This window comes from Picosynechococcus sp. PCC 7002, from assembly GCF_963860125.1.
Lineage (GTDB): Bacteria > Cyanobacteriota > Cyanobacteriia > Cyanobacteriales > MRBY01 > MRBY01.
This window is the reverse complement of the sequence record NZ_CAWLFA010000001.1, coordinates 2989566-3008047: the sequence shown is the minus strand read 5'-3', so window position 1 is coordinate 3008047 and position 18482 is coordinate 2989566. Positions and strand designations below refer to the sequence as shown.

At 50.6% G+C, this 18482-nt stretch carries 15 protein-coding genes; 5 read left to right on the top strand and 10 right to left on the bottom strand.

All coding sequences use genetic code 11. The features are described from left to right. Positions 1-55: 55 nt before the first annotated feature. Together AACQ84_RS14425 and cysS are read right to left on the bottom strand one after the other, a co-directional pair. Positions 56-529: a nitrate reductase associated protein gene (locus AACQ84_RS14425; RefSeq protein WP_012308459.1), complete on the bottom strand. Its 474-nt coding sequence runs from the start codon at positions 527-529 to the stop codon at positions 56-58. A gap of 79 nt (positions 530-608) precedes the next feature. Next, positions 609-2027, bottom strand: a complete 1419-nt coding sequence (gene cysS, locus AACQ84_RS14420) for a cysteine--tRNA ligase (protein WP_012308458.1) — start codon at positions 2025-2027, stop codon at positions 609-611. A 156-nt stretch (positions 2028-2183) separates the two neighbouring features. Between cysS and AACQ84_RS14415 the strand changes: the two genes are divergently transcribed. Both AACQ84_RS14415 and AACQ84_RS14410 read left to right on the top strand, forming a co-directional pair. Continuing rightward, positions 2184-3821, top strand: a complete 1638-nt coding sequence (locus AACQ84_RS14415; protein ID WP_012308457.1) for a vWA domain-containing protein — start codon at positions 2184-2186, stop codon at positions 3819-3821. Between the two features lie 130 nt (positions 3822-3951). Further along, complete coding sequence (locus AACQ84_RS14410) at positions 3952-4347, top strand: hypothetical protein (RefSeq protein WP_012308455.1); 396 nt, start codon at positions 3952-3954, stop codon at positions 4345-4347. Between the two features lie 107 nt (positions 4348-4454). Here the strand turns inward: AACQ84_RS14410 and AACQ84_RS14405 are convergent, their stop codons facing one another. From AACQ84_RS14405 to AACQ84_RS14390, 4 genes are all read right to left on the bottom strand, one after another. Next, positions 4455-6281 (bottom strand): two-component system response regulator, encoded by a 1827-nt coding sequence (locus AACQ84_RS14405; RefSeq protein ID WP_234991432.1) that lies wholly within the window; start codon positions 6279-6281, stop codon positions 4455-4457. A gap of 369 nt (positions 6282-6650) precedes the next feature. Then, positions 6651-7499, bottom strand: coding sequence for a sulfite exporter TauE/SafE family protein (locus AACQ84_RS14400; protein ID WP_012308453.1), 849 nt, complete (start codon positions 7497-7499; stop codon positions 6651-6653). Positions 7500-7560: 61 nt separating this feature from the next. Next, entirely contained in the window at positions 7561-8097 is a 537-nt protein-coding gene (locus tag AACQ84_RS14395) for a rhodanese-like domain-containing protein (RefSeq protein WP_012308452.1), read from the bottom strand. Positions 8098-8187: 90 nt separating this feature from the next. Beyond that, positions 8188-8868 (bottom strand): MBL fold metallo-hydrolase, encoded by a 681-nt coding sequence (locus tag AACQ84_RS14390; RefSeq protein WP_012308451.1) that lies wholly within the window; start codon positions 8866-8868, stop codon positions 8188-8190. A gap of 405 nt (positions 8869-9273) precedes the next feature. On the opposite strand from AACQ84_RS14390, the gene AACQ84_RS14385 reads away from it, so the two are divergent. Next, positions 9274-10692 (top strand): gluconeogenesis factor YvcK family protein, encoded by a 1419-nt coding sequence (locus tag AACQ84_RS14385; protein ID WP_012308450.1) that lies wholly within the window; start codon positions 9274-9276, stop codon positions 10690-10692. 209 nt (positions 10693-10901) lie between these two features. After that, entirely contained in the window at positions 10902-12230 is a 1329-nt protein-coding gene (locus tag AACQ84_RS14380) for an IS4-like element ISSysp3 family transposase (RefSeq protein WP_012305554.1), read from the top strand. 30 nt (positions 12231-12260) lie between these two features. Here AACQ84_RS14380 and AACQ84_RS14375 read toward each other — a convergent pair whose 3' ends face one another. From AACQ84_RS14375 to AACQ84_RS14360, 4 genes are all read right to left on the bottom strand, one after another. Beyond that, positions 12261-13682, bottom strand: a complete 1422-nt coding sequence (locus AACQ84_RS14375) for a GGDEF domain-containing protein (RefSeq protein WP_012308449.1) — start codon at positions 13680-13682, stop codon at positions 12261-12263. A 150-nt stretch (positions 13683-13832) separates the two neighbouring features. Continuing rightward, on the bottom strand, positions 13833-16244 hold the full coding sequence (locus AACQ84_RS14370) for a GH116 family glycosyl hydrolase (RefSeq protein WP_012308448.1): 2412 nt from the start codon (positions 16242-16244) through the stop codon (positions 13833-13835). A gap of 233 nt (positions 16245-16477) precedes the next feature. Then, positions 16478-16810, bottom strand: coding sequence for a DUF5615 family PIN-like protein (locus tag AACQ84_RS14365; RefSeq protein ID WP_012308447.1), 333 nt, complete (start codon positions 16808-16810; stop codon positions 16478-16480). Beyond that, the gene (locus AACQ84_RS14360) at positions 16807-17049 is read right to left on the bottom strand and encodes a DUF433 domain-containing protein (RefSeq protein WP_012308446.1); all 243 of its coding nucleotides are present in this window, start codon (positions 17047-17049) and stop codon (positions 16807-16809) included. Before AACQ84_RS14360 ends, AACQ84_RS14365 begins: the two co-directional genes overlap by 4 nt. Positions 17050-17349: 300 nt before the next feature. On the opposite strand from AACQ84_RS14360, the gene AACQ84_RS14355 reads away from it, so the two are divergent. After that, entirely contained in the window at positions 17350-18462 is a 1113-nt protein-coding gene (locus AACQ84_RS14355; RefSeq protein ID WP_049761690.1) for a VWA domain-containing protein, read from the top strand. The last annotated feature ends 20 nt before the right edge of the window (positions 18463-18482 follow it).

Genomic DNA, 18482 nt, shown 5'->3' with positions numbered 1-18482 from the left:
CGTGATTGATCCTACGAAATAGACGGGAACAGGGGGTTGGGCTTTTCAATGTAGCTCAATTTTTCTCAGTGTGAACTCCTGGCAACACTCCAAATTCTCGTAGAGCAGGGACAAAGTTGTGGTTTTCGTGGCTGGGACGACTTAGTTTAAGCAGGGCAAATCGTTGCAGGGGTGTTAGGGCTTGCCATTGATCGGGAGTAATTTCTACGTTGCAACTGCGAGCTTTTTCAAGCACTTGGGCGGGAATGTCTGTTTGTAACCAAGGGGGATTTGGGTCAATGGCTAGGACTTTGGCTGGTGTGCCAGTTTTCTCTGTAATCAGTCCTTGGAGCGTTTCGTGGTAGAACTGCACCTCAGCAGGGGTTTCACAGGGCATCTGAATCAATTGGGTTTTTTCGGCCTCTGTGAGTTTGTGCCAATGGTCGAGTTTCATTTTGACGCCACAGGTATCGAGTTTGTAGCGCAGGATCATCGGAATGCAGCGCAGCGATGCAATGAAGTCCTGCTCGAACCCAAAGAAATTTGTCATGGGATTTTGCCTCAGTAAAAGTTTGAGAATTTACATCCCCCTAAATCCCCCTTCATAAGGGGGACTAAGAGTTCTTTTTTTACTCCCGGTGCCACTCGGTAATACCGCCTGGTTTGTCCACCAGCACAATCCCTTTTTCGGCGAGTAAATCCCGGAGGCGATCGCCTTCTGCATAGTTTTTATTGGCGCGAGCGTCCTTACGCTGTTGGATCAAGTCTTCAATTTCAGCATCGGTTAAACCAGCGGCCTGTTGCTTTGTTTCCGGGACAAAACCGAGGATATCGGCCAATTCCTTAAGGGTGAGCCAGAGGGAGGCGAGAATTTGCGGATTTTGCTGAAGTTTACCTTCGTGGACGAGGATATTTTTCTCTTTTTTCAGTTCTTTCGCCAGTTCAAAGAGAATCGCCAAGCCGCCAGAAAAATTGAGGTCATTGTCAACAATCGCTTTAAATTTCGCCAGGATGCCCTTGTCGGCGGTGATATTGTTCGTATCCAAATGTTCTGCCCCAAACAAAAGCGCATCATTGAGGGTTTCCCAGCCCTTGGTCGCAGCGGTGAGAGCTTCGTCGGTGAAATCCAGGGGCTTGGTGTAGTGGGCCTGGAGGATGAACAAACGCACGGCCATCGGGTCATATTTTTTCAGCAGCTCCCGAATCGTGATGAAGTTACCGAGGGATTTGGACATTTTTTCCCCTTCCACCTTCACCATGCCATTGTGCAGCCAATATTTTGCTAAAGGCTGACCCGTTGCGGCTTCCGACTGGGCGATCTCGTTTTCGTGGTGCGGAAAGATTAAATCACTGCCCCCCACATGGATATCAATGGTTTCCCCTAGGCGATCGCGCACCATCGCCGAACATTCAATGTGCCAACCGGGACGACCAGCACCCCAGGGAGAATCCCAGGCGGGTTCCCCTGCTTTGGCGGCTTTCCAGAGGGCAAAATCAAAGGGGTCATGTTTTTTCGGCGCGTCAGGATCTTCATTGACACGACCGCTGGCCCCTGCTTGCATATCGTCTAATTTGCGGCCAGAGAGTTTTCCATAGCCATCAAACTTGCGCACCGCATAGTACACATCCCCCTGGGAGGCGTAGGCAAAACCCCGTTGTTCTAGGTCGTGGATCAGCTTTTGAATCCCATCTAAACTGTGGGTTGCCCGGGGGTATTCGTCGGCAGGTTGGATATGCAGCGCTTCCATATCCTCGAAATAGGCTTCGATAAATTTTTCGGCGATCGCCCCCATGGAACTTTTTTCTGCCCGCGCCCGATTGAGGATTTTGTCGTCAATATCAGTGAAATTTTGGATGTAATGCACCTCATAGCCTGACCATTGCAAGTAACGTCGCACCACATCCCAGATCAAACAGGTGCGTGCGTGACCCAGGTGGCAATAGTCATATACCGTAATCCCACAGCAGTACATCCGCACCAGATTAGCTTCGAGGGGTTCAAAGGGTTCAGAACGGCGATGGAGGGTATTGTAAAGACTGAGGGACATGGTAAGCACTGGCGTTGAGCGTGTTTCATTCTAACCCACGATTGCCCAGGGAATTCAATCCCCATTGACTCCTGCCGTTACAGTTTTTTGAACCTAGGCGATCGCCCCAAAAGACGGTGTTAGGTTGAAGGTAATTCTTCTCCTGGAGGTCAGCCCATGGCCACTTCATCATCTCGTAAACCGTTGTCCCAACGTTCCCTCACCCTCCTCCTCAGTGGTTGTTTGTTAGGGGGACAGATCCTCGCGGGCTGTCAGATGGCCTCCCAGAGAACTTCAGACACAGGGATGGATGCCATGGCCCCCCAAGTGGCAGAAACGGAGTCCATGCCGGTGATGCCAACCCCCGACGGAGAAATTCCCCAGGAAGTGCCGGATCTCTCCCAAGAAGATTACAACCTCATCCGTGACAATCCTTTCCAATTGGTGCGCACCGAACCTCTATCTACCTTTGCCCTTGATGTAGATTCTGGAGCCTATAGTAATGTCAGGCGCTTTTTAGATGATGGTCAACTTCCCCCTGCCGATGCGGTGCGCTTGGAGGAGATGATTAACTATTTCACCTACGACTATCCCGCTCCAGACAATCAACCCTTCGCCATCAACACTGAACTCTCCCAAGCCCCCTGGCAACCCCAGCACCAACTCCTCCGCATTGGTATTAAGGGCCAGGAAATTGAAAATGAAGCCCTTCCCCCCAGCAATTTGGTGTTTCTCTTTGATGTGTCGGGGTCGATGAATGATCCCGATAAATTGCCTCTGCTGAAATCGGCCTTTCGACTGTTAGTGAATGAATTGCGCCCGGAGGATCGCGTTTCCATTGTGGTGTATGCCGGGGCAGCGGGTTTAGTCTTGCCCTCGACGTCTGGAGCCGAAAAAGAAACCATTCTGGCGGCCTTGGATAACTTAGAAGCAGGGGGTTCCACGGCGGGTGGTGAAGGCATTGAATTGGCTTACCAGGAGGCGGCGGACAATTTCCTCGACAATGGCAACAACCGGATTATCCTGGCCACCGATGGGGATTTTAATGTGGGGATGTCCAGCGATGCAGAACTAATTCGTCTGATCGAACAAAAGCGGGAACAGGATATTTTTCTGACGGTGCTAGGCTTTGGTACAGGCAATCTCAAGGATGCCAAGATGGAGCAGCTCGCCAATAACGGTAATGGGAATTACGCTTACATCGACAACATCCTTGAAGCGAAAAAGGTGCTAGTGACGGAAATGGGCGGCACGCTTTTAACTTTGGCAAAGGATGTGAAAATTCAGGTGGAATTTAACCCGACCCAGGTGCAAGCTTATCGTTTGTTGGGTTACGAAAATCGCCTGTTGACAGCCCAAGATTTTAATGACGACACCAAAGATGCGGGGGAATTGGGGGCTGGCCATACGGTGACGGCTCTCTATGAAATTGTGCCGGTGGGTGTTGACTCGCCCGTGGAGTTGCCGACGGTGGATGATTTGAAATACCAAGAAACGCAATCCAATTCGGGGAATTTTGCGGGGGAATTGCTGCAATTGAAGCTCCGCTATAAACCCCCCACTGGCGATAATTCAGCACTGATCACCCAGGCGATCGCCAATGACAGTAAACCCCTAGATCAAGCCTCTCCAGATTTTCGATTTGCGGCGGCGGTAGCGGAATTTGGGATGCTATTGCGGGACTCCCCCTACCGTGGCGAAAGTTCCTTTGATCAAGTTTTAGAACTGGCCCAAGGCAGCAAAGGAGCAGATCCCGAAGGCTATCGCAGTGAATTTATCCAACTGGTCAAAACGGCCCAAGCTTTGAAATTTTAAGGAAGAAGGCCGACGCAGTTTTGTGTTCTCCCGTAGGTTGTGGGTTAGGCGATCGCCAAGTGCATAGGGTCTGCTACCCGGCCACTACATAGCACCACGAAATGAAACATATCCTTCGGAGAACAGATCAATGAAAATCACACGACACACCATTGGCAAAGGTTTAATGCTTGGCACCATGATTCTAATGGGCAGTAGCTTTAGTGCGAATGCCGCCCCCCTTTCTAGTACTGGCCCCCTGCCTTCTGTCGGCTGTCCAAGTAATTTACCCCAGCACCACTGTTGGCTGAGAACAACACCGACCGGGCCGATTAACCCTGGCATGGTTGCAACACCGCTCCCCTCCGCCCAAGCCCAACCTAAACCTCTGACCTGTCCAGAAGGTTGGCAACCCCGTCCCCAGGAAGTAAATTTCCAACTTGGCCCTTGTCTACCTGGCACTATTGTGACCCCGACTCCCCAACCCCAGGCAGAACTTCTCCTTCCTGCTATTCAAAAAATGCATTTGGGTCTGCCCAGAAGATAACTCACAAAAAAACAAGATCACCATGGTGCTGTTTTCTGAAAACTTTGACCGGGGTGATCTTATTTCTTGATTTGATTTAATCGGGTTCAAAGGAACCGTTCGGTTACTTAAGCAACATCCGTATAGGCTTCAAGATCCATAAAAGGAGAACTATAGGGCTCCAGATCCATAAAAGGAGAGCTCAAAAACTCCTCTGCTTTGATGGGACGACTAAACAAAAAGCCCTGGATTTCATCACAGTTAAATCGCGTCAAAAATTCCAACTCTCCCTCATCTTCAACCCCTTCAGCAACTACCTTAAGGTTGAGATTGTGGGCCATTTCAATAATTGCGGTGATGATCGTTGCATTGACATGGTTTCGATGAATCCCATGGATAAAGGAGCGATCTAGCTTGAGGGTATCAAAGGAAAACTGCTGCAAATAGCTTAAAGAAGAATAACCCGTGCCAAAATCATCTAAAGCAATTTTCAAACCCAAAGACCGCAAAGCCTTTAAACGTCGTATCGATACTTCCCCATTGTTCACGAGGGTGCTTTCTGTCAATTCCAGTTGGATATCTTGGGGTTGCAACTGGTTATTGATCATAATTTGGCTGAGGCGATGGTGCAGATTTAGTTGGGTAAATTGTTTCGCCGAAAGATTGATCGACATATAAAAGTCCTTGAGGCCCGCAAGCTGCCAACGACGCAATTGGCAACAGGCTTCTTCCATGACATATTCCCCAATCGGGATGATCAAACCGGTTTCTTCGGCCAGGGAAATAAATTGATTGGGCAAAACCAAACCACGGGTTGGGTGAAACCAGCGTAAGAGGGCTTCGGCACCAACCACCTTGCCCGTTTGCAAGTTCATCTTCGGCTGGTAAACAACTTCGAGCTCGTTGCGTTCGAGAGCTTGCCGCAGGTCAGCTTCGAGGGAAACCGTATTCAAGCGGCCCACGTTCATTGCGACGGAATAAAAGGCGTGTTGATTGCCTCCCTGTTTTTGAACTCGCAACATGGCTGTGTGGGCATTACTGAGCAGTTCATCAAGGGTAATGCCATCTCTGATGTAGAGGGCGATGCCGATGCTGAGGCTGATAAAGACATCCTGTTGGTCTTCTGTGGTAAAGGGGGAACTAAAGGCCGCGAGGATTTCTTCGGCAATATTGACGATTTCATGGCGATGTTCTAGGGGATGAAGAATCGCACAAAATTCTGAAGTGTTGAGACTAACGACAGTGCCGTATTTCTCTAAGGTTTGTTGTAGGCGATCGCCTACCTGCTTGAGTAAAGCGCTGACAATACCGTGGCCAAGGTATTCGTTGAGGAGTTGAAAGCGGTCTAGACCAATGGAGAGAAGCGGAGTGGAGGGCACTGTCTCACTATCTTCTTGACCGAGGGGTAACTGTGCCACCACCTTTTCAAAAGCATAGGTAATCCTATTTTGATTCGGTAGACCGGTGAGACTATCTTTCTCACTCAGTTGGTTTAACTGCTCGGAATAGTATTGTTTGACCTTGGAGTATTTATTGAGACGTACTTCGACAGCCTTGAGAAGTTCTGCAGCTTGGATCGGTTTCATCAAATAATCATCGGCTCCGGATGCCATTCCCTGGCGGAGTTGCTGACCCTCTGCTTGGGCCGTCAAAAAAATGAAGGGAATCATTTCCGTTGCTTCCTGTTGCTGGAGCCGTGCCAGAACGTCATAACCACTCAAATGGGGCATCATCACATCGCAGATGATCAGATCCGGGTGATATTCCTTGGCTGCTTGAATTCCTTTTTCGCCATCATTCGCTTCGATAACGATGTAGCCAGCATTCGTGAGAATTTTTCGAGTCAGTTTACGGATAACGTAGTCGTCTTCAATGACGAGAATCGTCGTGATTTCTCCGGGATTTTGTAGGCCAGAGGAAACATCATTTTGGGCGGGAAGGTTGTTAAGAGACATATTCACTCAGCATCTCAGGGCGTTGACGGAACATTTTTTCGGGGAAAGAAACCAAGCTACTTGCCATCAGATAATTGGATGTTCGCTGTTTCTGTGAGAATGTTTTCTTTCATTAAGGGCCACAATCATTGCGCTGTAGATGCCAATTGCTATCTCAAAAACGTTGGCGGTTCGGGGTCAAACCTCGGACTAGCGGGGTGGCTACGCGCGAAAAATGTTGGCTTGCTTTAATTTTAGTTTATGAAAATCAAAGGCGTTATGTGTAGAAATGTAACATGGTGATGGGAAAAAAGTAAATCTGGGGTATCTACTCCAATTTTTTTCCGTGGAAAATTAAAACCAAAAGATTGCTTTCGCTAAGGGAATTGTCTATTTCTGTTGGGCGATCGCCACAGTCGTTTCGGGCAAGGTAGTCAACCGGGGTAGGCGATCGCGCTGTTGAAACAAAATAAAAGCCGCCACCGCCAAGAGAAAATACCCAAAACCCTTTTGAAGTTGTTTTGCATTGAAATAGCGCCCACTGTAGCCGCCGAGCAAAATTCCCAGGCTCGCCACAAAGGTAAAGTTCACCATCAGATGCCAATCAAAAACCACATCAGCCTGGCCAAAGTAACCCAGGAATCCGGCGATCGCATTCATCACAATAATCACCAGGGACGTGCCCACCGCCTCCTTCATTTCCGTTTTACCGAGCAGCACCAGGGCCGGCACAATCGCGAAGCCACCACCAACCCCCACTAGCCCCGTCAAAATGCCGATTCCCAAACCTTCCGTGAGCAACCACAGCCAACAGTAGCGGCACACCGGGGCCGGATAATCTTCAAGGTGTGGCTCATTCGCTGGATGGGCGATCGCCTTGCCACTTTTACGAATCATAAAAATCGCCGCGATCAACATCATCACCGCAAACAGCAATAGCTGCACCGTCCCTGTGATGAAAGGCAACCGGGTTAACTGCGCCCCCAGGAAAGCCCCGACCATGGTCGCCGAGCCAAAAATCCCTGCTTTTTTCAAGTTAATATTCCCCTGTCGCCAGTGGGGCACCAACCCCACCGCACTGACAATGCCGACGATAAACAACGTCATGGCGATCGCACTTTTCGGGTCAACCCCCATCACATAGACCAAGATCGGCACCGCCAACACCGAACCACCGCCCCCCATCAAACCCAGACTGATGCCAATACAAGCCGCTAAAAAATATCCCAAGAGCTGCATTATTTCTATCCTCCAAAAAAAAGCCCCCAGCAACTGTGGGGAGCAATGTCGTTCGTTAAACTTATTTGACGCGGTTGTAGGGGAGACGGGCCAAAATTTTCGCCATACCGCAGAAGCCCGTAAAGCCCGCAAACATTAACCCAGAGCCGACAAATCCGGTGAGTAGCAAAAACCAAGGAGAGATAAACGCACTGAGTAACGTACCGGCGAGGACTAGACCCCCAGCGACAATTTGCACCTGGCGCATCATCGGTAAAGGCGCTTTTTTATCTTCGTTGTAGGGCAAGTTAGCGCCTTTCCAGGCCGTAAATCCGCCGTCAAAATGGGCCACTTGGTAATAGCCTGCCGCAAAGAATAGTTTGGCCGCCCGTCGGGAGCGATTGCCGCTTTGACAATAAAGGATCACTTTTTTCGTTGTCTGGGGCACGGTGTCTACGGTCAAGCGAGACAGGGGAATATTTTGCGCTCCCGCCACATGTTCTCTCGCGTATTCAGCCTGTTCGCGCACATCGAAAACGACGGTATTGGGAGAATTGACCTGGGCGGCAAACTCAGCAGGTGAAAGTTCAAGTAATTGTTGTTGTTGGGTAGTAGTCATTGCACTAAAAAAAATGGTGATGATTGGGTGTAATCCGAGACGAAAAATGGCTTGCTTGCCAGGGAAAAAGAGTTAAATGGGGAAAAAGAGTTAAATATTGCCACAGGCTTGATTTGCGGGCACTGCTTCCATAATCTTTTTCGGGTCGGGGAGGTTGAGGTTATCCATCAGGTGAACAAAGGCTTGGCGATCGCCTTTGAGGCGGGGGTTAAATTGCTTTTCTTCGGCAATGGTCGAAACCACCTGGCCCCGGTAGTCATGGCCCGGATAAACCAAGGTTTCGGGCGGCAAGTTAAACAATTTTTGAATCGAATCGTAGAGGGTGCCCGCATCCCCACTCTGGAAATCAGTACGGCCACAACCCCGGATAAACAACGCATCCCCCGTGAAAAGATGGGTGCCATCGGCCAAAAACGCCATGTGACTATCGGTATGGCCTGGGGTGGCGATCGCCTGAATTTCGATAGAACCGACCTTGAGCACTTCCCCATCGACAACGGAACGATCCGCACAGGCGACTTCTGCCCCCTGGGGCACAACCCCTAAACAGTTCGTTTTTTCCCGGAGCCGACTCGTCCCCGTCACATGGTCAGCATGGACATGGGTTTCGAGACAATACTTTAACGTCAAACCCAGTTCTTGCAGAAGCTGAAGATCCCGTTCCACTTGCTCAAGCACGGGGTCAATCAAGGCCGCCTCACCACTTTCAGGATCAGCCACAAGATAGGTGTAAGTATAGGTTTCGTAGTCAAAAAGTTGGCGAAAGAGCATGGTTCACAAAGACAGCAGCTGAGTGACTAAGCTGGCCGTTAAATATAAGTATATCACTAAAAAGTAATTTATCAATAGAAAATTTTAGGCTTTTTTTAGGTTTCTGGGGGAAATTTCCCCTCGCTCCCCCTATTTAAATGCCTATACTCATGGTGACGGGGCCAGTCCACCAAAAATCTAAATTCTGCCCATCATTTGACTGTTACCCCGCAAATCAAGAGCATAGGAGTGGAGTTTGTTACATTCAGAAGCGCCATTCCGCCCTATGGTAGACCTAAGCAAAAATTCTGGAAATTTTTGTAAAAAAGGGGTTCTTTTCCTGTTTGATCTTGGGGTGTTCTTTTTTTTAACAACCCTAAGCGATGCTCCCCCTGGGGTGACTCTGCTGTTCAACGATGCACCATTATGCTGATCAACCCATTTCGTCGTCCTTTCCGCAAAAACCTCCGGGCTTATCCACGACCAATGGCAGTCACTAAAAATCACCCACAATATCGCCTCAACCATTGGCTCAAATGGATGATGCCAGGCCTCTCGGTCAAGCGATGGCTCTTGATGAGTGCTTTGGGGGTTCTATTTACGGCGTTGGGGTTGGCGATTTGGCTCAATTTAACCCCCGTCTCCCGGCTGTTGGCCTTGATGGGCGCACTCCTGCAATGGTTAACGGCAGTAGTACCGAGTAATATTTCTGGGCCGGTGGCGATCGCCGCTGGTCTAAGCCTGATCTTCTGGGGCCAAAATCGTACCTTTGGGGCGATTACCACGGTACTAAATCCCGATGGGGACGAAGAATTAGTTGATATGCTCCACAACCACCGGCGCTTAAATAAAGGGCCAAAAATTGTCGCCATTGGTGGGGGAACGGGCCTCTCTACCCTGTTGCGGGGCCTCAAAAAATACAGCAGCAACATTACCGCCGTGGTGACTGTGGCCGACGATGGTGGTTCTTCGGGGCGACTGCGCCGGGAAATCGGTGTCCTGCCACCGGGGGATATCCGCAACTGTCTCGCAGCCTTTGCGGACGAAGAAAGACTCCTCACGGAATTATTTCAATATCGTTTTAAGGCTGGCGATGGGTTGGTGGGCCATAGTTTTGGTAATTTATTTCTCACGGCCATGAGCGAAATTACCGGGGATCTCGAACAGGCAGTGCTGGCCAGTTCCAAGGTTTTAGCCATCCGGGGCCGGGTTTTGCCAGCGACCCTCAGTGATGTGAAGCTTTGGGCGAGGATGGCCGATGGCCGAGTTATAGAAGGAGAATCTAATATTCCAGAGGCTGGGGGACACATTATGGAGTTGGGTTGTTGGCCCGAAAATCCGCCAGCCCTCCCCGCAGCAGTCAAGGCCATTGAAGAAGCCGACTTTATTATCATGGGGCCGGGGAGCCTCTATACAAGCGTGATCCCCAATTTGTTAGTCCCGGAAATTCGTGAGGCGATCGCCCGTAGTGGTGCCCCCCGGATTTATGTCTGCAATATCATGACCCAACCGGGGGAAACCGATGGTTATACCGTCGCTGACCACATCAAGGCCATTGACCGCGCCTGTGGCAAAAAACTCTTTGATGCTGTCCTTGTCCACCAGCGATCGCCGTCGGAAGCGGCCCTCCGTAAATATGCCCTCGAACGTTCCCATCCTGTATTTCTCGACCGCGAAGAAGTGGGGCGACTGAGGCGACGGGTGGTGATTGCCAACATCATGGACGAAGACCCAGACACAGGCTATGTCCGCCACAACCACGAACGCCTAGCGGGGATGTTGGTGCGTTGGTTTAGCCGTGCTGCCGAAGTCCAAACCAAAATGGCCTATCCCCCCACTAAATAGATCCTTCCCTAGGGAAGGTGGCCGCTAGGCCGGAGGGTGTTCTCCCCTGGAGGCTACTGTGTACACACAAGTAGGGTGAACTAAAATGGAGGAGTCGAGAGGCAGGAAATTCCAATGGATAATCCAATCCTGATTCACGCTACACAAATGAGCGGCAGCTCCTTTGGCGACCCTCGCCTAGAAAAAAGGGGGCGGCATTGTATGAAGCGATGCAAGACCATCAATCAGTAAATATCCGCGCCCTGAGCCGAAATCGAGCAGAACAAGTGGGGTACTATCGTTTCCTTGACAACGACAATGTCAGCCTATGTGAGTTGATACAGAGCGTGTCTGACGCCTGCCAACAACAAGTGGGAGGACTCCACGTCCTGGCCATTAGTGATAGCAGTGAGGTTAACCTACAAGCCCATGTAGGACGAATCAACCCAGAAGGATTAGGAGTGGTAGGCAATAACCAAGATGTCGGCTTTTTTATTCACCCGACTTTAATCGTGAACGCCGAAACAGGGTTTCCCCTAGGTCTCAGTAATATCCAAATATGGAGCCGAAAAGCAGTTCGTCCCAATAAGCATCAACGACGTTACCTAAAGCTACCGATTGAAGAGAAAGAATCCTACAAATGGCTACTGTCTGCCGAAGCATCTGAGCCCTGTCTGAAAAACGGGGGAGTGAAACAAGTAACCCATGTGGGCGACCGCGAAAATGACATATATCAAGAATGGGTGCGAGTTCCCAATGACCAAACCCATGTTTTAGTGAGAGCTTGTCGGGACCGTCGCCTCTGGGATGAGCAGCAATCCCTGTATGAATACTTAAGCGCACAGCACTGCGAAGGGACTTATTCGGTGCAGGTAGTGGCAGATTCTCGATTGGGACGTACTGCCCGCGAAGCTTGGTTAGCGGTACGGATGACTCCAGTTCAGATTCAACGGCCAGATACAGTGGAAGCTCAGGATTATCCCGAGAAGGTACAGCTGTATGCCGTAGAAGCAAAGGAAGTCAATCCTCCCGTAGGACAAGACCCCATTCATTGGCGATTGCTTACAACTCATCGGGTCGTCAGTCTAGAGCAAGCTTTACAAGTGATTGAATGGTATCGTTGGCGCTGGCGAATTGAGCAACTTTTTGGCACTTTGAAGCGGTCTGGATTGGATTTAGAATCCACGCAGTTAGAGTCGGTTAGTGCCATTGAACGACTGACAGTTTTAGCTTTGTCCGTGGCCCTAAGGGTGTTGCAGCTTCTAGAGGGTCGAGATGATTCCAGCCTTGTTGCTCAGGTGGTATTTAGTCCTGAAGAGCAGGAATGTCTCAGGCAACTAGCTCCGACATTGCAGGGGAAAACTCAAAAGCAGCAAAATCCTCATGCTTCAGCTTCGTTGTCTTGGGCAACTTGGCTAATTGGCCGTTTAGGAGGATGGTCTGGGTATCGCTCCCAGTCTCCTCCTGGCATCCGAACTTTGTGGAGGGGGCTATACCAGTTTGAATCTATCTTCCATGGATGGAAGCTCGCTCAATCCACACTTGTGTGTACACAGTAGCCCCTGGAGGGGAGCTAGAGGGGTGATGTTCTACCCCGAAACCCTCGATGTCACAATGCGATTGCGCCCTTCATGTTTCGCTTGATATAAAGCTTTGTCGGCCTGAAAAATGAAATGCCCCATATCCGCCTGGGGTTGGGGTTGGGCCACGTGGAGACCGATGCTGATGGTAATAAATTCACTGATCGGCGACTTTGGGTGGGGAATCTTCGCCTTGGTGATCGCCTTGATCAGTTCCTGGGCAATGTTTTTCGCGCTCGCAAAATCGACATTGGTCAATAGCAGCACAAATTCTTCCCCTCCATAGCGGGCCGCCAAGTCCGTTGGACGACGGGCCATCAAATTTACCCAAGAGGAAACCTGTTGAATACATTTATCCCCTTTTTGGTGCCCATAGTGATCGTTGTAGTTTTTAAAAAAATCAATGTCGATCATCATCAGAGCTAAAGGATACTGATATCGCACTGCCCGCTGCCACTCCTTTGTTAGGGTGAGATCAAACATGCGGCGGTTAGCAATGCCCGTCAGCCCATCCAAGTGGGAAAGTTCCTCCAGTTCCTGATTTAACATCAAAATTTCTTGTTGGGCCTGTTTTAACGCTTCGACCTGGGCCTGCAAACGGATCGCAAACCACACGGCGATCGCCAATACCAAAGACAAAGAACTGCCTAAAATCAAGATTCCCCAGGCCACCGGGTGCTCAAATAAACTCTGGCTGGTGTCCTCGGCCACTAGCAATCTCTTGGAAAAAAAAGCCTGCCACAGGGCGATCGTCAAAGTTAGTCCCAGCCATAACAATGCCAGAGGAAAGAAAAAATTTGATACCCGACGGTGAATTTGTAAACTCAACTGCCGCGCCTGGAGAATGACGATCAGACCCACCACGATAAAACCACTGGAGGTATGAACCGCCATTTGCGTCAGCTTCCCCCAACCGTAGGTCGTCTCAATATTCGCAAGATAGCCCAAACAAGCCACCGTCCCCAATCCCATCACCGACGCCCCCAAAAAACTTCCCCCCAGCAAATTTCTTTTTTGTTGCGGCTGCGTAATCAAAAACAACCCAATGCTGCTCAGGAAAAAACAGAGGGCGGTGTTCGGGGCCATGCGTCCTGGATGGGAGGTCGCGACGACGATGTAATGGCGCATAAAGAGTTCATCTAGGGGGAGGTTTAGGCCAAAGATATATTCAGCCAAGGTCAGCCCCCCCAACAAACCAATTAAAACGGCCAGGGCGATCGCCACTCTTTTCATCGGCCCCAAGGCAAACATAGCCAGACCCACCAACACAAACCCCAGGGCCGTATTAAACTGCATCGGCACAAAACTAGGATGAAGCTGAATGATTTCTGGCAGGCGCAAATACCAACCCAAGATCACAGCAATCCCTAGGGTACAGACCGAGGCAGCACCAAGATAAATCAGGGCTTGGGAAAAGGGAAAACGTTTCATCAGCAGCCTGGAGTTCCACGGGCCGGGGGAGGAAAATATTGCAGTCTAATTTTGCCCGCTATTCCTATTTTGTCCTGTTGGCTCGTAAAAACTAGCAGGGGACGGTGACAAATTTGGTGAGGATCTTCCCTTTTGCCCCTAGTTGAGGCGTTAGATTGCCCCTAAGGCATCGTAGATCGCCCAGATCCCCATGGCCCGTAGGTAGTGACAGGCGCGGAAAGTACCATTGGCTGTAATCGCTTCGGGGGTGCGGAACTGTAACCCATTGTCATAAACCTGTTCCACTACGGCTTCCACCATCCGCAGAGCTTCGGTTTGCATCCCATTACGAATCATCAGGGCGGCAATGCCAAAGTTAATCCCTGTCCACACTTCGAGGGGGTGGGTGTCATTTTCTTTTTCGGGGGTGCCGTCGGGGTTGAGGCCATTGGCTGCACCAAATTGACCGCCATGGAATTTTTCAAAACAAGCAGTGTAAATGGTAGCCAGGGTTGTGGCAGTGCGATCGCCGGGGTTCACATCCGGAAGACTGAGTAGTTGGGTGTAATATTGACCGCATAGTTGATCGGCCATCACCACGCGGGAATTACTCCCCGTATCCAGGGTGTAGTAGCTGCCGTTCCAGAGGATGTCTTGGTAAAGGGGCCGGGCCTGGTCGAGCCAGGTTTGGTAGGTGGCGATCGCCTGCTCAAATTCTGCTGCGGAGACTTGATTTTGGTGTGCTTCAAAGTGACTGGGACTTTGTTGGAGGATTTTTGCCATGGCGATCGCCGCTTCGAGGGCCGCAATCCACAGCCCCCCACAGTAGGCACTGATCCCCTTCAGTTTCCAGTCATCAAAGGTTTGATCCGGTGCCCCTCCATTTTCGGGAATGCCATCGCCGTCTAGGTCAAAGGTCTTCAGGTAGTCGAGGGCAGTGAGGACGCTTCCCCAACAGCTCCAGAGAAATTCCGTATCCTCGGCCCCGGTCATCACAAAATCCCGGTACACTTGCAGGACAAAATCTGACCCCAAATCTTTCCAGAGGTTGCAATCCTGGTAGGCGGTGTAATTGGTGGCTTCCCAAGGATGTTCGTTCGGTGCCCCCAGATCATGGGGCGTTGCCCCGGCGACTTTGCGGGTGGCCATGGTCTTGTTGTAGCCGATCATCCGTTGGGTATCGTCACTGGTGGGAATTGCCCGGGCAAAGGCTTCTAGCACCGCTTTATCCAGTCGTGGCCAGAGCATCGTCAAACCAAAAGAACCATACATCCGCACATCGAGGCTTTCGTACCAGCAGTAGTCGAGGCATTCTAAAACCCCAAACTGACCGACGGGATCATTTTCCGTGGCCGCCGTCCAGAGGCTGCCCCCCTGGGTTAAGAGGTACAGCTCATTAAATAAGGCCATTTTTAGCCAATCCGGCAGATCATCCCGCCCCAGGATCGGTTGTTGCCAGGCCGCGATCCGTTCTTTCCAGAGATCGCTATGTTTCATCGCTGTGCGGATCATTGTCCAGACATTATTCCCACTCCGGCCAAAAAAGTCTGTGTAGCGGCGAAAATAGGTGATATCCGGCGCAAATTCCATCACAGGCAAATCCCAGGCGAGAAAGAAGGGGATTTTCTTCGTTTTGCCGGGTCGGAGCGTAAAACGGACGGCGATCGCCCCGGCAATTTGTTCCCCAGGCGCAGCCGGTGTTTCATCTTCAATGTCTGGCAGGGAGCCATTCCCGGCAAAATAATCCCACACATCGCGGCCATCCCCCACCGGGTTCCAACGGTTGTGATAAAAGACTTCCAGGGTTGGATTCGTCACCGTCGCAAAACACAGTTGGCCTTCCCCTTCGCTGAGATCCGCATGGGGCCGCACCCGATTCAGCAGGCAGCCCACCCGGTAGCGGTCTTGCACCCATTGGTTTAAATTGCCAGTGCTATCGCCCCAACGGGATTGGTATTCGTACACCGGGGAGCCGTCATCCCGCAGCACCACCTCCGGCGTTTTTTGGGCCTTGGTAAACCACCCCACCATATTTTGCCAAGTCATCATAATACTGACAGTGATCGGCTTATCGGTGGGATTGTGGGCCGTCCATTCAAAAACAGCGACGGGATAACTGGTTTCTTGGTAATTCTGGGCAATAATCGGCGAAAACTGCTCACAGGTCAGCTCTGCGGCGAAAGCCCCTTGATATTCGTACCAACTGCGCGGGTATAGGGCCGCATAGGTACCTTTTTTGGCGGGATACCATTGCCAACTGTCCAAGGTGCCATCCTCTGGGGCGACGGTACTCATCGCGTAGGCTTGGGCTGCTTCTCCCTCCGGCTGTTCAAAGACACTAAATTGACAAGCACCAGCATTGCGAAAGGTGTGTTCCCCCGCATCTAAATGCCACAGATTAAAATCTCCCCGGGGTGATCGCCCGATGCAACCCGCCCCAAACCCACCGAGGGGCATCCCATGCCAGGGGCCATCGTCTAAATTACTGCCATAGCGGACGGTGTAGGGGTGATCCCATCCCAAACCAAGGGGACGTTTCCAGGCACAATCGGGGATGACAGGGGGTTCCGCAAACAGACTCATAGGGACGGGCTGATCTCATGATTAAATACAGCTTTCAGTCTATCGCCTTTATTCCCTCCCCGAACTATCCTCCCTAGAGGGAGGTGGCCGAAAGGCCGGAGGGTGTCTTCTCCCTGTAGGGAGGTGGCCGCAGGCTGGAGGGTATTCTCTCCTCATAGTCCTCATAGGGGAATTAGAGGGGTGCCCCTAGAGTAGTCTACATGGGTAAAGAACGAAGCCGAACTTTTTCATCATCAACTGATATGGCAACTCCTTGTCGCAATTCTGTGGAACATTGTTCTAAGTTCTAAAACGAATGCTAAACGGTTTTCAATGACCTCACGGCTGGCGTTCCCTAAGCGAAAAATGACGACACTCGGCAGCTTCGCCTTTGACAGTGCTAATAAAGTCCCAAAGTCGAGATCAACGGTCAAGATAATGCGATTTTCCTGACGGGCTTTTTCTAAAATTTGTGCATCGGTAAGCTTTTCTAAACCTTGCTCTAGGAGATGAATGGCATCATGGCCTTGGTTGCGTAGCCAGCGCACTGTCTTGGGCGAAATTCCCATGTCTGCCAAAAATTTCATGAGGCCTTGGATTGCCTCAGAGGAATAATTTTGTCCTCACTTAGCCAGGCCGCATAGAGCATCACCTGCTGAATATCTTCTGGTTCTAGGTAAGGATAATCATCAATAATCTCGGCTGAACTTTTGCCATTTGCTAACAGGTTTAGAATCAGGGAAACCGGTATGCGCATTCCCCGGATGCAAGCTTTACCACCCATGATATTTGGATCAAAAGTAATTCGATTAAGTGCCTGTAGCATTTGTGACCTGACTCGACGAGGGCGATAGGACTTATCCATTGTTATTTTAGCCAATCCCCTAGACCATTCTCCCTAGAGGGAAGTGGCCAGAGGGTATTCTCCCCTGGAGGGGAGTCTCTCAAAAGTCCAAGGTTTTTGGCTAAATTGATATTACCCAAGGAAAAAAGCCAAGGAGGAGAGGTTAAATACTGACACAATTACGGTTCGCTCCCATTAGTGGGTGACATTGAACAAAAGGAGGGATTTTTACGTCAGGGAAAAATAAACGTTTTCTATGACATTCGAGGGGAGATGGTAAAGATGTTTCAATTCAAACGAACGTTATCGGTAGGGGCGATCGCCACTAGCCTAACCATGATCACCGGGGGAGTTTGGGCGGCAGAAAAACCCACGATCCAAATTGCGATTTTGCTGGATTCTAGCAATAGTATGGATGGCCTCATTGACCAGACCCGACGCCAGTTGTGGACGGTGGTCAATGCCCTAACAGATGTGCGCAAAGATGGCGAGATCCCCGACCTAGAGGTGGCCCTGTACCACTATGGCAATGATTCTTTACCCCCCGACGAAGGCTTTAACCGTCAACTGACAGATTTCACGACGGAACTGGATGGAGTCTCAGAGGCATTATTTACGATCCGCACCAATGGCGGCCAGGAATATAGCGGCTGGGTGATCCAAGATGCCATTAACCAACTCAATTGGGATAGCGACCCCGAAGACTTTCGGACAATTTTTATTGCGGGGAATGAACCCTTTGATCAAGGGAGTGTGAACTGGGCCGAGGCGGTGAATCTCGCCAAAAATCAAGATGTGCTGGTCAATACGATCTACTGCGGCAATGCCGAAAGTCGCGAGCGGGATCTGTGGGCTGCTGGGGCCGAATTAGGGGATGGGGCCAACTTTAACATCGACCAAAATCGCGCTGTGGTGATTCAACCCTCTCCCTATGACGCTGAAATTCGTCGCCTAAACGATGAACTAAACCAAACTTATCTGCCCTACGGCAGCCTGGGTGAGCAGGGCTTAGAGCGACAATTGGTACAGGATGCGAACGCTGGGGCCGCCATTGTGACGCGGGGAATCTCAAAAAGCTCTGCCTACTACCGCAATAGTTCTTGGGATCTTGTCGATGCGATCGCCGAAGCAGAAGTAAGCCTTGAAACCCTCGCAGAAACGGCCCTCCCAGAGGAATTGCAGGGTCTTAGTCTGGCAGAACAAGAAGCCTACATCGCCAATACCCAAGCAGAACGCGAACAAATTCAGGCCCAAATTCGTGACCTGACGGCCCAACGGGAAGCCTATCTCAGCAGTTTGCCCACCGATGAAGACGCCAAAGACACCCTCGACTACGTGATGATCCAAGCCCTACGGAGTCAACTGGCGCGCAAGGGATTTGTCCTCCCCCGCTAAACTGACGGAGCGCATTAATC

What these genes read in the sequence shown, in the direction of transcription:
- AACQ84_RS14425 (WP_012308459.1), bottom strand. Translation starts at nt 529, where the DNA reads ATGACAAATTTCTTTGGGTTCGAGCAGGACTTCATTGCATCGCTGCGC.
- AACQ84_RS14355 (WP_049761690.1), top strand. Translation starts at nt 17,350, where the DNA reads ATGTTTCAATTCAAACGAACGTTATCGGTAGGGGCGATCGCCACTAGC.
- AACQ84_RS14380 (WP_012305554.1), top strand. Translation starts at nt 10,902, where the DNA reads ATGCAAGACCATCAATCAGTAAATATCCGCGCCCTGAGCCGAAATCGA.
- AACQ84_RS14365 (WP_012308447.1), bottom strand. Translation starts at nt 16,810, where the DNA reads ATGAAATTTTTGGCAGACATGGGAATTTCGCCCAAGACAGTGCGCTGG.
- cysS (WP_012308458.1), bottom strand. Translation starts at nt 2,027, where the DNA reads ATGTCCCTCAGTCTTTACAATACCCTCCATCGCCGTTCTGAACCCTTT.
- AACQ84_RS14395 (WP_012308452.1), bottom strand. Translation starts at nt 8,097, where the DNA reads ATGACTACTACCCAACAACAACAATTACTTGAACTTTCACCTGCTGAG.
- AACQ84_RS14385 (WP_012308450.1), top strand. Translation starts at nt 9,274, where the DNA reads ATGCTGATCAACCCATTTCGTCGTCCTTTCCGCAAAAACCTCCGGGCT.
- AACQ84_RS14390 (WP_012308451.1), bottom strand. Translation starts at nt 8,868, where the DNA reads ATGCTCTTTCGCCAACTTTTTGACTACGAAACCTATACTTACACCTAT.
- AACQ84_RS14400 (WP_012308453.1), bottom strand. Translation starts at nt 7,499, where the DNA reads ATGCAGCTCTTGGGATATTTTTTAGCGGCTTGTATTGGCATCAGTCTG.
- AACQ84_RS14405 (WP_234991432.1), bottom strand. Translation starts at nt 6,281, where the DNA reads ATGTCTCTTAACAACCTTCCCGCCCAAAATGATGTTTCCTCTGGCCTA.
- AACQ84_RS14410 (WP_012308455.1), top strand. Translation starts at nt 3,952, where the DNA reads ATGAAAATCACACGACACACCATTGGCAAAGGTTTAATGCTTGGCACC.
- AACQ84_RS14415 (WP_012308457.1), top strand. Translation starts at nt 2,184, where the DNA reads ATGGCCACTTCATCATCTCGTAAACCGTTGTCCCAACGTTCCCTCACC.
- AACQ84_RS14360 (WP_012308446.1), bottom strand. Translation starts at nt 17,049, where the DNA reads ATGCTACAGGCACTTAATCGAATTACTTTTGATCCAAATATCATGGGT.
- AACQ84_RS14375 (WP_012308449.1), bottom strand. Translation starts at nt 13,682, where the DNA reads ATGAAACGTTTTCCCTTTTCCCAAGCCCTGATTTATCTTGGTGCTGCC.
- AACQ84_RS14370 (WP_012308448.1), bottom strand. Translation starts at nt 16,244, where the DNA reads ATGAGTCTGTTTGCGGAACCCCCTGTCATCCCCGATTGTGCCTGGAAA.